Here is a 13,843-nt window from a genome sequence, read left to right as displayed (position 1 = left end):
GTCCGGTTGCGGGGGCGTGAGCCGCATGGATGCGGCGACCGAGCTTACAAGGACGTACTTGCAGCGCCCCCCGCAACCGGACCCACCCCACCATCCCACAGGAAGCACGCCTTTGCTGTTGCTGCTGAGGTTGCCGGCCAGCGGCCGGCACTACCGTGTGTGTCGGCTCAGCGCATCAACACCACTTCTTCAGCAGACGTCGGGTGAATCGCCACCGTGTCGTCGAACTGGGCCTTGGTCGCACCCATCTTCACCGCCACCGCGAAACCCTGCAGGATCTCGTCGGCCGCCTCGCCCAGCAGGTGTACGCCGACCACACGTTCTTCCGGCCCGGCACACACCATCTTGAACAGGCTGCGCTGGGTGCCGTTGGCCAGTGCCTGCAGCATCGGCCGGAACCGGCTGTGGTACACCGTCACCTGCTCGAAGCGCGCACGTGCGTCTTCCTCGCTCATGCCCACTGCGCCCAGCGGCGGGTGCGAGAACACCACGCTGGCCACGTTGTCATAGTCCATCTTCGCGTCCGGGCGACCGCCGAACAGACGATCCATCAGACGGCGCGATGCAGCCACGGCGACCGGCGTCAGGCCGACCTTGCCTGCGATGTCACCGACCGCATGTACGCTCGGCACCGCCGTGGTCTGCCACTCGTCCACCTCCACCTGCTGGTGCTCGCCGATGCCGATGCCCAGCGCTTCCAGGCCGAGATCCCTGCTGTTGCCGCGCCGGCCGGTCGCAAAGAACACGGCATCGAACATGCTGTCGGTCGGACCGTCATGGCCGAACGCGCGCACGCGTTCGCCGTCGCGCTTCAACTCACGCAGACGGTAATCGAAGTGGATGCGGACACCCTGCTGGCGCAGGTTCTCGGCCAGCTGCGCGGTCAGCTCGTAGTCGAAGCGCTCGAGCAGGCGACTGCCGCGCACCAGCAGGCTCACCTTGCTGCCCAGCGCCTGCAACAGCCCGGCAAGTTCCACCGCGATATAGCCGCCGCCGACGATGGCGACCTCGGCCGGTGCCGCGCGCAGGTCGAAGAAATCGTCGGACACCAGACCCAGTTCGGCGCCGGGAATGTCGGGCCGCTGCGGATGCGCCCCGGTTGCGATGAGGATGTGTGCAGCGCTGTACTGCACGCCATCACTGCACGCCACGGTGTGCGCATCCAGCAGATGGCCACGGGCCGGGATGCGCACCACGCCGGTTTCATCCAGGCGCTTGTGGTAACTGGTGTGGATGTTGCTGATGTAGGCCTGGCGATGGATCACCAGTTCCTTCCACGACAGCGCCGGACGCGCCTCCACGTCGAAGCCCATCGCGCTGGCCAGGCCGATGCGCTCGGCCAGATCGGCGGCAAGCCACATCGCCTTCTTCGGCACGCAGCCTACATTCACGCAGGTGCCGCCCAGTTCACCCGGCTCCAGCAGGGCAACACGCTTGCCATGCTGCGCAGCGCGGATGGCACCGGCCAGGCCAGCGGAACCGCCGCCAAGGACGATCAGATCGTAGTCATAAGAGGGAGTGTTCATCGGAATCGCTCGGGTCGACAGGGAACAGGATCGATGACGGGCGCGCGCCCGCAGAAAAGATCGACAGGCAGCTGGCTGGCGCAGGCGCTCATGCTGCTGCGAGCATGCCATGGCCCACTGCAGGCCAGACGTGAGGGTATGCAGTGGTGTGCTTGACGATGCACGCAGCCACGCAGATCGATAGGCGCGCCGCGTGTATCGATCACCCCTGCCCGGCCTCACGGCGCATCGCTGGCCACTGTTGGTAGGTCATCGCACGCCACAGCCATTCCATCGGACCGAAGCGGAAACGGCGCAGCCACAGATGGCTGAGGATTACCTGCGCAGCGAACAGCAGCAAGGCGAACAGCAGTTGCCAGGCACGCGGCACTGCATCGAACCACCCCAGCCCGTAGTGATAGAACAGCAACGTACAGACCACCGACTGACCAAGGTAATGGGTCAGCGCCATCCGCCCGACCGGCGCCAGCAAGCCCATGCGCGCACGCCAGTGCACGATCCAGGCCAGGTAGCCCAGGCACATCGGCACGCCGCCCACGGCCACCAGCGCCATTGCCGAGGTGGTCGGCAGGTCATAGACACCCGGCGCCAGATAGGGCTTCCACAGCACACCCGCCAGGGTGACCAGCAGTCCCACAGGCAGCGCGACCCAGCGCAGGCCGGCATACAACCGGGGGAAACGCTCCGGCGCGGTCAATGCGCCGCTGCCAGCGAACCAGGCACCCAGCAGGAACATACCCAGCACTTCGGGTCCGGAAATGAACATGCCGCCCAGCGACGCGCCGAACTCATGCAGGCGCTGCACGTTGGCCTGCATCCAGTCGCCCTGGCCATACACCAGACGTTGCTGGTCGATGCCCTGCTGCGCATCGACCAGCATCTTCTGCAGGTCCTGCGGGGTGGCCATCGACACCATTGCGCCGACCAGCAGCATCAGCGCGACACCCAGTGCATACACCAGCAGCCCCATCCACGGCAGCCAGCTGCGCGGTGCTTCGCGGCAGGCCAGCAACGGCAGCGAGGCCAAGGCATACAACACCAGGATGTCGCCGGACCAGACCAGCAATGCGTGGCACAGGCCGATCAGCAGGAGCCCGGCGCTGCGGCGCAGGTAGAACGGCGTGAACGGGCGCCCCGCTGCCTCGGCACGCTGGGCCATCACCGCAAAGCCCGCGCCGAACAGCAGCGAGAACAGGGTGAAGAATTTTCCCTGCACGAACACATAGACGAAGGCATCGGCCCAGTAGTCGATGCCCTGCCAATGCGCGTCGATGCCGGTGAAGGCCAGGTCCAGCGGCCCGCTGAGGGCCTCGATGTTCATCAGCAGGATGCCCAGCAGGGCAAACCCACGCAGTATGTCCAGCAGGGCGATGCGTTCGCCGGAAGCCACCGGTTGCAGGGAAGGGGAAGCGGTGTTCACGGGGCATCCGGCGTGCAGGTCCGTCATTATGCCGCCGGCCTGCGGGCCATGGATGACCCCGTCCTGTTCCAGATACGCAACGGCCCGCCGAAGCGGGCCGTTGCTGCCATCACGATCGCAGCGCGATCAGTGCTGGTGACCGCCGTCGCCGTGGACGTGGCCGTGTTCGAGCTCTTCCTTGCCGGCTTCGCGCACGTCGACGATCTCGACGTCGAAATGCAGGTCCTTGCCGGCCATCGGGTGGTTCAGGTCGACGTCGACCACGCTCATGCCGACCTTCTGCACGGTCACGGCACGCGGGCCGAAGTTGGTCTGCAGCACGACCTGCTGGCCCGGGACCAGCTTGGCGGTACCGAAGTGCTTCTTCGGCACGCGCTGGGACAGGCCATCACGGCGCTCGCCGTAGGCATCGGCCGCCTTGACGTCGACGTCGAAGGTCGCGCCGGCTTCCTTGTCCATCATGGCGTTTTCCAGGCCCGGGATGATGTTGCCGTGGCCGATCAGGATAGCCAGCGGCTCGCCGCGGTCCTTGGACGATTCGATCGGCTCCTGGCCGGCCTCGGAGACGGTGTAGTGGAAGCGGACAACGCGGTCTTTTTCGATCTTCATGCGCAACTCTGTCTGGATCTGCCGGAGGCAGGCGGGTTGGGGCGGGTTGTCGCCCGGCGGGGACGCCGCCATCATGACGGCCAATCCAAGGTCGCGCATTATCCGGAGAACATGCACATCACGCCAGTTTCGTCCGGCACGCGCCGGCGCCTCGCGCCCGCCCTGCTGCTCGCCCTGCCCCTGCTGCTGACCGCCTGTGGTGGCGGCAAGGCCGTCCGTTCCGCACCGCCACCGCCTGCGGCAAGCTGGCCCAGCACCACACCGGACAACCCCGAGGCCGCCAATTCGGTGCTGATGCGTGCCATCAGCCTGGTCGGCACGCCCTACCGCTACGGCGGCAACACGCCCGAATCCGGCTTCGACTGCAGCGGCCTGGTCGCTTACGTCTACCGTGAAATGCTGGACCTGAAACTGCCGCGGACCTCACGCGACCTGGCGGCGGTACAGGGCCCGAAGATCGACCCGAAGCGCCTGGCAACGGGCGACCTGGTCTTTTTTGGCAGCCGCGGCAATGTCAGTCACGTGGGGATCTACGTCGGCGAAGGTCGATTCGTGCACGCCCCGAGCACCGGCGGGACGGTCCGCCTGGATTCGCTCAGCGGCCCCTATTGGAAGGACCACTACACAGGGGCAAAACGCGTCCTTCGCTAAAATGAACAGGCGATATGTTCAAAACTGTGACAGCCATCACCATGCAACTAACGATTTACTAACGGAATTTTTAACTTATTACTGCTTTTACAGGGCATGATGCCCCATCGTTTTTTTCCTTGTGACCGACGCGTGACGACAAACGACCCGACGTGCCAAGGCCAGACCGCCGCTTCTTCGCGTAGTGTCCGCCCGCTTCTGCTGGGCTTGGCATTGTGTCTGACCAGCCTTCCGGCCTGGTCGCAGTCCGCTCCCACCCGTACCGATGCGACCCCGGCTGCAGCCGCCGAGACCGCCCCCCGCGCAGCCGCCAAGGCCGACGCCACCGCTCCGCAGCGCAGCCGCGCCGATGCCGCCGCCAGCGCCACCCTGGCCGCCCTGCTGCCGCACCTGGCCGCCAATGACACCATTCCCCTGATGGACCGCTCGGCCATGGTGGCCGGTGACCTCAGCCGCCTGCTCGCCAATTACGACACCAGCAGCGCCGCCAATGGCAGCGTCGTGGTCGGTACCGCTGCCGACAACGGCAAGGTGCAGTCGCTGCTGCGCCGGGCCATGACCCTGCTTGGCACCCCCTACCGTTGGGGTGGCAGCAATCCGGACAGCGGCTTCGACTGCAGCGGCCTGGTCGGTTATGTGTTCCGCTCGGCCCTGGGCATCGAGCTGCCGCGCGTCTCGCGTGAAATGGCGCATGACGCCAATGCCGAACTGATCAACGACCGCGCCGCCTTGGCCGCAGGCGACCTGGTGTTCTTCGGCCGCAAGGGCCGGGTCGACCACGTCGGCATCTATGTGGGCGACGGCCGCTTCCTGCATGCCCCGAGCACCGGCAAGGACGTCCGCGTCGACACCCTGCTCAGTGGCTACTGGGGCAACAAGTTCATGCAGGCCCGCCGGGTCGACCTCTGATTCGAGGCCGTCCGCGCGTGACCTGACAAGCCGCTGCCCTGCAGCGGCTTTTTTGTTGGCTGACCGAAAGCATGGCCGCTGTCCGCCGCATGCTGCGTTGGTCATTGATGTCACGGTCCTGTTGGGCCGCAACCGGCCACCCACGCGTGGCCGCAGCATCGCGGCGTGGGGCGGCACACCGATGATGACCTGTCAGCCGCCCGCGTTGCCCGGATGCTGGGGGGAGGCATGGCGGCAAGCCTGGAGATTCCATCGCGCTGCGTGATCTGGTTCGGCCAGCCACCGGCAGCCGAGCGCAATGCGCTGGCAGCCGCAGGATGGCAACTGCGCTGTGTCAGCCCTGCACCTGCCATGGCCATTGGCCTGCGCGGCCGCGATCATCTGGTCGCCGTCGTCGATCTTCGCCATCTGGATGCAGAGGCGGCGCAGTTGTTGCTGCCGTGGGTCGAGCAGCACCATCACCTGCCGTGGTTGGCCGTGCTGCCCGCCGGGCTGGGCAGCCCTCCTCCCGCCTGGGGCGCGTTGCTTCGGGCCTGCCAGGATCAGTTCTCGCTGCCGCTGGAGCTTCCCGACCTGCTGTCGGCGTTGCAGCGCCAGTGCGATGGCGATGATCTGCCACTTGCCGCGACCCACAACGGTGGCGGTCTTCCCGCACTGATCGGCAACAGCGCCCCCCTGCTGGCCGTCCGCACTGCCCTGCACAAATTCGCCCCGGTCGAGCTGCCGGTGCTGGTAACGGGCGAAACCGGCACCGGCAAGGAGCTGGCCGCGCAGGCGCTGCATGCGCTGTCCGGGCGCGCAGGAAAACCCTTCCTGGCGGTGAACTGCGGCGCCATTCCCGCCAACCTGGTGCAGTCCGAACTGTTCGGCCACGAGCGTGGCGCTTTCACCGGCGCTTCCCAACGTCGCATCGGCCTGTTCGAAACAGCCCATGGCGGCACCGTATTCCTCGATGAGGTCGGCGACCTGCCGGCCGATGCACAGACCAGCCTGCTGCGGGTGCTGCAGGAGGGCACGCTGGAACGGGTGGGCAGCAACCAGCCACTGCGGGTGGATGTGCGCGTGCTGGCGGCCACCCATGTCGAACTGGAACAGGCCGTCGCCCAGGGTCGCTTCCGGCGCGATCTCTACTACCGCCTCAACGTGCTGCGCCTGCCGATGCCATCGCTGCGCGAACGTGGCGCCGATGTCCTGCTGCTGGCCGAACACTTCCTGCGCGCATTCCGCCAACGTCATGCCGGCCGCGCACGTGGTTTCGATCCTGGCGCGCACCAGGCGATGCGCGGGTTCGACTGGCCGGGCAACGTGCGCGAACTGTTGAACCGGGTACAGCGGGCGGCGATCGTGGCGGAGGGCGAACTGATCAGCGCGGCCGACCTGGATCTGGCCGAACCCGATGCGCCCGCACGGCGTGCGCTGCTGCAGGATGCACGTGGCCAGGTGGAACGCGACGTGCTGCTGCAGGCCCTGCGCCAGCATGGCTACAACGTGTCGGCGTGCGCGCGGCACATGCAGATCTCGCGGGTGACGGTCTATCGCTTGTGCCGCAAACATCATCTTGAGCTGCCGGCGCAGCGCTGACCGCTGGCCGCGTGAAACAGCCGGGATGGCCCGGCCGCCCCGCCTACAACATGTACGGCACCTTGAAGGCCAGCGTGAAGTCCGGCGCATCCGGGGTCAGGCCGATGCCCAGCATCGTCACCAGCGTGGTGTGCTGGTTCAACGCGTAGGTCACGCCGAGATTGAGCGAGGCCGCATTGGCATCGCTGCCGATCACCTTCACCCATTCACCGCCCTTGAACCGGGTCGAGGCGCGCGTGCTGATCTTGTCGCTGAAGGAAATGCTCAGGCTGGTGCGCTCGTTGAACGCGAAGGCCACGCCGGCACCGAAGTACACCGAACCACCCAGCTTCACGTCACCGGGGTTGACCGTATCCGGGTTGCTGTCGATATCGCTGAAGCCGCGCGGGAAGGAATGGATGTAGCCGGCGTTGGCGAACAGGATGGCCGGATCGGCGGTCTTCACCATCGATACGCCCAGGTTGGCCTGCCACACACCGTTGCCGGTCGGCTGTTCCTGCGGCACCGCGAAGCGGATGTAATCATCGTCGTCGCGCTCGATCACTTTCCAGTCCAGGCCGTAGGGTGCGCGTCCGGTCGGCGCGGTAACACCACCGGTCAGCACCGTCTCCGGGCGCCAGCCGCGTTCGGCGAACAGCCGGTAATTGGCACTCAGGCTGACATCGCCGATGCCACTGCCGTTGGTTTCTTCCTGCGCGATCGCCGCCGCGGCGCCGCCGGCACCGCCCTTCTGGTAGACCGTGCGCCGTGCCAGGTACGGTACGTCCATGTTCAAGGTCAGGTTGGGGCTGACGCCCCAGCGCGCGGCCAGGTTGTAGGTCAACGAATCGGATTCGACGTTCTCGATCGCGATGTTGCCGAGGAAGATCGCATCCAGGGCGAGGAAGCCGTTGAGCGTGAGCTGCTTGCGGTCGTAGCGCGCATAGGTGAGGCCGTTCTCGATGGTGAACCGGCGCGAGAACAACGCCGCCTGCTGCTGCTTGACGTCGTCCACGCTGCGCCGTGCCTCTTGCTTGGCCTGCTGTGCCTCGGCGGCGCTGCTGGCATAGCCTTCGCTGCTGGGTGGAACCGCAGATGCCGCAGCGGACGCCAACGGTGCAGCGGGGGTCGCAGCGGGTCCTGCGCGGCCGCTCAGCCGCGCCTGCATCGCCTGCACCTGCATGTCCAGTTCGCGCAGGCGGCGTACCTCCTGTGCGTAATTGGCCTTGAGCTGTTCCAGTTGCGCGATCAATGCCTGCATGTCGGCGCCGTCACTGGGCGCGGGCTGCTGGGCGAAGGCAGTGACCGCCAGCGCCGCCAGCGCCAGCGGAGTAAGCCGGTAGAGAGTGTGCATGTCGGTGACCTGCGTTGTACGTCGATTCCCCCCGACCAGGCCGTGTTACTGGCCTGGGCCCATGCCGCGGTTCATCCCGATCGCCTGGGCCACGTTCTGGCTCAAGGGCAGGTTGTTGGCCGCGGTATTGCGTACCAGCTCCAGCTGCAGCCGGTTGCTGGCGGTTTGTCCATCGCCGGCCAGGGCAATGCCCTGCCCCACGCTGCCATTGCGGATCCACTGCTGTACCAGGCTCTGTCCATCGACCTGCAGCAGCAGGCGCGCCTGGTTGCCATCGAGCATGGCCGTGGCGGTAGCGCCCCCCTGCTGTGCCTGCACCATGCGGCTGCCGTCGTCGCTCATTGCTGTCGGCACCGCACCGTCACGCACGGTCAGCGTGGTCACGTTGCGCGCGGTGTTGCCATCGCCGGCCACCTGCACGCTCTGCACCAGTCCGCTGGCATTGGCCAGACCGGTACTGTCGATGCTGCGCCCCGCCGTCGTCGGCAACGGTGCGTCAGCGGCGGTGACGTGGACGCTGGGCTGGAAACTCAGCTTCGGTGTTCCGCCATTGCGGAAATCCATGCCCAGGGTCAGCGCGCCCTGCACCACCGCACCGTTGGGTCCCTGCCACTGCGAAATCATCGTCACCCCGAACCAGGCCACGTTGTTGCCACCGACGGTGTAGCGGCCACGCATCAGGTTCAGTTCGGGATCGGGAATTTCCTTCAGGCCCCGCCCCGGTGCGCCGTCTGCCGCCATCAACGGCGACAAAGGCAGCATCAGCAGCAGGGCGAGTAACACACGTTGGCATTGCATGATCGTGCCTCCTTCAGAACAGGTCGGCGTGGCTGAAGCCGAAGTCGACCAGTTCGGCATCGGTGATCGGTCCCTGCCGCGCATACAACGCGCGGGCACTGGGCCGTTCGCTGGGTTGCAGCAGCACCGTGTTGCGATCGAAGTCGCTGCCGATCACGACGAAAACGGCGCGTGACGGCCAGGCGGCACTGAACTCGGCCAGCGACAGGCTGCGGTTGCCCAGGATCGGATCGGCTACTTCCACCACGCCGTCGCGCACCTGCTTGAGCACGACGAAATGCCGGAAGCCGCGTACATCCATCAGCACCAGTCCAGGAACCCGCAACGTGCGCAGCCGCGATTCATCGATGCGATAGCCGCGTCCACGCATGCCCAGCGATTCAACATAGCGCTTGATGTCCAACAGCGAGAAACCGCGTTCCTTGACCAGCTGTGGATCGGATACCCCCATCATTCCCTCGATCACCGTCGCCTCGGTGGTGTCCAGGTGGTAGGCATAACGCAGGATGGTGGCCAGAGCGGCCGCCCCGCAGCTGTAGTCGGTGTGCTGCCGCACCAGGTTGCGATACCGCCGCTCCTGCATGCTTTCCACCTTCTGCTGCAGCAGCGCGCCATTGGGCAGCACCCCGCTGAACACCACCTCGCCCGCCCAGCCACATGCGCTGGTCAGCAACAGCAGGCAGGGCAGCAAACGCAACCACCAGCGATGACCGGCCATGCTGTTCTCCACGAGAAGGAAGGAGCCCCTGCCCCAAGGGGGAGGAGGGACAGGGGCTCCCGGGGGAACCCGGCCATTGGCGGATGGCCGGGCTTGTTGCGCTCAACGCAGGTTCGCTGCGAAAGCGGTCACACCGTGGATCATTCGCCGCCGCCGGTCCCACCGCCGGTGCTCGGCTGTGCCACGGCCAATGCCAGGCTGTTGGCCTGCAGATTGCCGGTACCCGATGCCACGTTCACGCCGATGTTGCCGGACGCGCCGGAGAACGCGCTGCCGGACAGTGCCGAGGTGTTGGTCGCATTGACGTTCACCCAGCGGGTGGTGCTGACCGTGCCACTGAGGCTGGCATACAGGTCGGCCACGCCCAGCTCGACGAACTGGCTGGTGCCGCTTTCACGCGTATCGAAGCCCAGGCCACCCACGCCCGGCCGGTTCGGGTTCATCGTTGCGTTCTGGATCTCGTTGTCCAGATCGATGTGCCCGGTCGCATTGCCACCCGGATGCGGCAGATCGCCACTCCACGTATCGAGGTAGTAGTTGGCCATCTGGTAGGCATTGCCGGTGCCGCGATAGGTACCGGCGCCCACGGCCAGGGTACCGCCAGCGACGCGACCGCTCAGGCCGACCTGCACCGTATCGGTGTAGGACTGCACGAAGCCGGCGTTGGACACGGTGTTGCCGGTGGACACCTGGTTGGAGCTGATGCTCGACTGCGCCATCGCACTGGTGGCTACCGAGGCAGCGAGCGCGTTCTTCTGCTCGTTGTTGTTGCCCGAGGCGATGTTCACACCGATGTTGCCCGATGCACCGCCGAAGGCATTGCCACCGAGGCCAGCGGCGTTGGTGACGCCGGAGTTCATGGTGGTGTTGCCGAAGCCGGCCTGGTTGACGAACACCTCGGCGTCGGCCATGCCGAAGCTGAAGGAGGCATCCGCCGCCGACAGCGACGCAGCGTTGTCCTGCGCATTGTTGTCGCCAGCCACCACGTTGAAGCCGAGGTTGCCGGAGGCACCGGCGCCGACATCATCGGCGATCGAAGCGCTGTTGGTGACCAGGCTGTTGCCGGTGACGTTGTTGCTGATCGACTGGCGGTTGTCGATCACGGCGATGGCGGCCGAGTCCAGGTCGATGTCACCGCTGATGGTCGGGTCGCCGGAGAAGTTGATGTCCGAGCTCAGCCGCAGGTCCTTCTCCAGGTTCACGTCGACGCCGTGGTTGTTCTTTTCCTTGCGCTCGTCGGCCTGGATGTTGCTGTTCTTCTGCACCTGCTCGTTGACGTTCACCGTGCGATTGCGGGTCACGTTCGAGGTGTCGGTGTTGTTGCGTACCGTGGTGTTGGTGCGGGTCCAGTTGCGGACTTCGTTGTCGGTGTGGTTGTGCGTGTCGTTGCGGGTTTCGGTCACGACGTGGTTGTGGTTGATGTTCGCATTGGCGTTCTGGTTGTCCCAGCCATTGGCCGCAGCAGCGGTCGAGGCAGTGGCAATTGCCATGGCGAGTACGGTCTTTTTGACAGTCGCTTTCATGGTGCCCTCTCTCTCATCAGGTGATTGGTTCGGGTGGGTGGTACTCACGGGTTGCCCTGCACGACCAGGCCCAGAACATTGGCCGTATCGTTTCGCGCTCCCGCGATCTGATTGAGTTGCAGGACACCGTCGAAGCCCCGCAGTGCCGTCGAGGAAACGCCGACACTGCGGATACCCGCCGCAACACCGTCACCGGTGTCGCCCTGCCCCCCTGCTGACGCGATGTCCGAGGCGGCCAACGCCGTGTCATCGGATTCGCGTATTCCTTGCCGGGCCAGCGTCGCGCTGACGACATTGAGCGTCGTGTTGGCGATGCCGCTGGCCTGGTTGATCGATGCAATGCCACTGGCCCCTGCCAGTGCCTGTCCGGCGATGTGCGCGCTGGCTTCCAGTGGTGCCGACAGCACCACATCGTTGCTGTGCTGCTGCCGTGCGGCGATGGCCACGTCGGCGCGGTCACCGCTGGCCATGCCATGCAGGTTGGCCTGGAGGTTGAGATCGCCGGCCGCCTGGTTGATGGCGATGGCGCCGCTGGCACCCGCCAGTGCGCGGCCGTCGATGCGGGTCACATCGAGGTAGGCCAGCATGCCGCTGTAGTCGTCGGCCAGGGCTACGGCCGGCACTGCCAGCCAGGCCGCAAGCAGCACTGCGCGCTTCACTTGCCACCCGCCTGCGCTGGTGCGCCCAGCGGGAACTGCGACAGTGCGCCGCGCACCGTATCGCCAATGCCGCGTGTGGTATTGCCGACGGCCCCCAGCGGGCCGCTCATCGCACCGCTGAGGCTGCTGCCACTCATCATTCCCTCACCCGAGCGGCCAAGGGTTCCGCCCAGCGCCTGCTGGGTCACCCGCTCGACCGTGGTGACGCCGTGCGCGTGCACGTTGCCGGACTGGCCAGCGCCGAGGCCGGCGTAGTCGTCCTCGCTGAGTTCATCCATGCCGCTGGCGGCGCCACTGCTGCCGAGTGCGGCAGCGATCTCATGCTGCGGTTTCGGATCGGCGATCAACGCCACCCCGGGCGGCGCCATGCGGTAGGCCGGGCGCGTGGCGACATCGCGCAGCAGGACGATTTCGCCAGGCTGCGCCTTCACCCCCTGGCGGGCACCCGAGGCCGCAGCCGCCAGCGGAACGACCAGCATCAGCAGCAGCGCCAGCTGCCGGCCCGAAACAGTGAAAAGGGTGGTGCTGCCGTCCATGCCGCTCTCCCGTTGCCTATGCGCAGGGAGTGAGCAGCTTTCGTGCCAACTCCGGGAGGCTGTCGCAGCAGGGGTTTGACCGGCAACAGCATGACGGCATGACGCCGCAGTGTTACAACTTCGTTCGGATTTCGTTGGCCTTAACGCGCAGGAAACACCACTGCGCAAGGCGCCATCGGGGCTGTATCAGCCGTGTTACAGGTACTGATACAGCCCGATGCAGTGCCGCTTCAGGCGCGCGGCGGGCTCGGGTCGGGATCATCGATGCCGACGTTGGTCGACGGGTTGTCATACACCGCCTGGTCGAGCAGGCCCGTTTCCTTGGCCACGATCACCGGAACCAGCATCTGGCCCGTCACATTGGTCATCGTGCGCATCATGTCCAGGATGCGGTCGATCGCATACAGATAGCCGATGGTTTCCAGCGGCAGGTTGGCCGCACTCAGCACCACCGTCGCCAGGATCACCGCCGTACCCGGCACGCCGGCGGTACCGAAGCTGCCCAGCACCGAAGCGATCAGCACCACCACGTACTGCTCCGGCGTCAGCGGCACACCGCTGTACTGGGCGATGAACACCGCGCACAGCGCCGGATAGATCGCACCGCAGCCGTCCATCTTGATGCTCGCGCCCAGCGGCACCGCGAACGAACCGTAATCCTTGTTCACGCCCAGGTTGTGGGTGATCGAACGCAGCGCGACCGGCATCGCCGCGAAGCTGGAGGAGCTGACGAACGCCACCTGCATGCCCGGCGCCGCGCCGCGGAAGAACTTCAGCGGGTTCAGGCCATGCGCCAGCAGCAGCGCGCTGTACACCACCACGATGTGCAGCGCGCAGGCCACGTACAGCGCCAGCACGAAGTGGCCCAGCGGCAGCAGCTTCTCGAAACCATAGCTGCCGACCAGGCCGGCGATCAGGCCGAAGGTGCCGATCGGGGTGACTTCCAGCACGAAGCGGGTCACCTGGATCATGATGTCGCTCATCTGCCCGACCAGCTTGCGTGCTTCGGTCACCTTCTCGCCGAGCTTGACGATGGCAAAGCCGACCAGGCCAGCGAAGAAGATCACCGGCAGGATCGAACCACGGCCTGCGGCCAACACGGTTTCACCGGCGGCGTTGACCTTGGTGCCGATTCCCGACAGCGCGTAGAACACGTTGGACGGCACCACATCCAGCAGCACCTGCACCACGCTGGGCACTTCGCGCGGCACATAGTTGCTGGCCATCGACAGCTGCAGGCCACCGGCGCCGGGCTGCAGCACCGTACCCACGCCCAGGCCCACGCATACCGCGAGCGCGGCGGTGATCACGAACCACAGGAACGTGCGCCCGCTGAGCGCGGCCACCGATTTCTGGCCGTGCAGCGAAGAGATCGCGTTGATGACCGCGAAGAACACCAGCGGCACCGCGATCATCTTGATCAGGGTGACGTACAGCTCGCCGAGCGGGCCGAACCAGGTTTCAGCGGCCGGGCCAAGCGCCCAGCCGGCCAACGCACCGAGCACGAAGCCACCGACCACGCGCTGCCAGAATGGAATCCGCAGCCAGGCAGAGACCAGCTTCATAGGCAATCCAAGGGG

At 66.2% G+C, this 13,843-nt stretch carries 13 protein-coding genes; 3 read left to right on the top strand and 10 right to left on the bottom strand.

Going from position 1 to position 13,843, the window contains the following annotated elements; translation table 11 throughout:
* Positions 1 to 167: 167 nt before the first annotated feature.
* The 3 genes from gorA to ACFX4F_RS13005 all read right to left on the bottom strand — a co-directional run bounded on the left by gorA (position 168) and on the right by ACFX4F_RS13005 (position 3,555).
* Positions 168 to 1,526: a glutathione-disulfide reductase gene (gorA, locus tag ACFX4F_RS13015; protein ID WP_099819010.1), complete on the bottom strand. Its 1,359-nt coding sequence runs from the start codon at positions 1,524 to 1,526 to the stop codon at positions 168 to 170.
* A 202-nt stretch (positions 1,527 to 1,728) separates the two neighbouring features.
* On the bottom strand, positions 1,729 to 2,973 hold the full coding sequence (locus ACFX4F_RS13010) for a DUF418 domain-containing protein (RefSeq protein ID WP_099819009.1): 1,245 nt from the start codon (positions 2,971 to 2,973) through the stop codon (positions 1,729 to 1,731).
* Positions 2,974 to 3,072: 99 nt separating this feature from the next.
* On the bottom strand, positions 3,073 to 3,555 hold the full coding sequence (locus tag ACFX4F_RS13005) for a peptidylprolyl isomerase (protein ID WP_025876084.1): 483 nt from the start codon (positions 3,553 to 3,555) through the stop codon (positions 3,073 to 3,075).
* Positions 3,556 to 3,666: 111 nt separating this feature from the next.
* Here ACFX4F_RS13005 and ACFX4F_RS13000 point away from each other — a divergent pair, with 111 nt between their 5' ends.
* The 3 genes from ACFX4F_RS13000 to ACFX4F_RS12990 all read left to right on the top strand — a co-directional run bounded on the left by ACFX4F_RS13000 (position 3,667) and on the right by ACFX4F_RS12990 (position 6,696).
* Positions 3,667 to 4,206 (top strand): C40 family peptidase, encoded by a 540-nt coding sequence (locus ACFX4F_RS13000; protein WP_099819008.1) that lies wholly within the window; start codon positions 3,667 to 3,669, stop codon positions 4,204 to 4,206.
* A 132-nt stretch (positions 4,207 to 4,338) separates the two neighbouring features.
* Positions 4,339 to 5,115 (top strand): C40 family peptidase, encoded by a 777-nt coding sequence (locus tag ACFX4F_RS12995; protein WP_380655890.1) that lies wholly within the window; start codon positions 4,339 to 4,341, stop codon positions 5,113 to 5,115.
* A 228-nt stretch (positions 5,116 to 5,343) separates the two neighbouring features.
* On the top strand, positions 5,344 to 6,696 hold the full coding sequence (locus tag ACFX4F_RS12990; RefSeq protein WP_099819006.1) for a sigma-54-dependent Fis family transcriptional regulator: 1,353 nt from the start codon (positions 5,344 to 5,346) through the stop codon (positions 6,694 to 6,696).
* A 43-nt stretch (positions 6,697 to 6,739) separates the two neighbouring features.
* Here the strand turns inward: ACFX4F_RS12990 and ACFX4F_RS12985 are convergent, their stop codons facing one another.
* The 7 genes from ACFX4F_RS12985 to ACFX4F_RS12955 all read right to left on the bottom strand — a co-directional run bounded on the left by ACFX4F_RS12985 (position 6,740) and on the right by ACFX4F_RS12955 (position 13,828).
* The gene (locus tag ACFX4F_RS12985; protein WP_380655887.1) at positions 6,740 to 8,029 is read right to left on the bottom strand and encodes a transporter; all 1,290 of its coding nucleotides are present in this window, start codon (positions 8,027 to 8,029) and stop codon (positions 6,740 to 6,742) included.
* 45 nt (positions 8,030 to 8,074) lie between these two features.
* Positions 8,075 to 8,827: a hypothetical protein gene (locus ACFX4F_RS12980; protein ID WP_099819004.1), complete on the bottom strand. Its 753-nt coding sequence runs from the start codon at positions 8,825 to 8,827 to the stop codon at positions 8,075 to 8,077.
* A gap of 13 nt (positions 8,828 to 8,840) precedes the next feature.
* The gene (locus ACFX4F_RS12975; RefSeq protein WP_025876073.1) at positions 8,841 to 9,545 is read right to left on the bottom strand and encodes a C39 family peptidase; all 705 of its coding nucleotides are present in this window, start codon (positions 9,543 to 9,545) and stop codon (positions 8,841 to 8,843) included.
* A 140-nt stretch (positions 9,546 to 9,685) separates the two neighbouring features.
* Complete coding sequence (locus tag ACFX4F_RS12970; RefSeq protein ID WP_380655883.1) at positions 9,686 to 11,068, bottom strand: adhesin; 1,383 nt, start codon at positions 11,066 to 11,068, stop codon at positions 9,686 to 9,688.
* Positions 11,069 to 11,112: 44 nt separating this feature from the next.
* Positions 11,113 to 11,727, bottom strand: a complete 615-nt coding sequence (locus tag ACFX4F_RS12965; protein ID WP_380655880.1) for a hypothetical protein — start codon at positions 11,725 to 11,727, stop codon at positions 11,113 to 11,115.
* Positions 11,724 to 12,263: a hypothetical protein gene (locus ACFX4F_RS12960; RefSeq protein ID WP_380655877.1), complete on the bottom strand. Its 540-nt coding sequence runs from the start codon at positions 12,261 to 12,263 to the stop codon at positions 11,724 to 11,726. Before ACFX4F_RS12960 ends, ACFX4F_RS12965 begins: the two co-directional genes overlap by 4 nt.
* A 230-nt stretch (positions 12,264 to 12,493) precedes the next feature.
* Positions 12,494 to 13,828 carry a dicarboxylate/amino acid:cation symporter gene (locus ACFX4F_RS12955; RefSeq protein ID WP_380655874.1) on the bottom strand — a complete coding sequence of 445 codons (1,335 nt, stop codon included), beginning with the start codon at positions 13,826 to 13,828 and terminating at the stop codon, positions 12,494 to 12,496.
* Positions 13,829 to 13,843 lie beyond the last annotated feature (15 nt).

Source organism: Stenotrophomonas sp. YIM B13575 (assembly GCF_042787595.1).
In the GTDB taxonomy this organism is placed as follows: domain Bacteria; phylum Pseudomonadota; class Gammaproteobacteria; order Xanthomonadales; family Xanthomonadaceae; genus Stenotrophomonas; species Stenotrophomonas lactitubi_B.
This window is presented reverse-complemented; position numbering and strand designations above follow the sequence as displayed.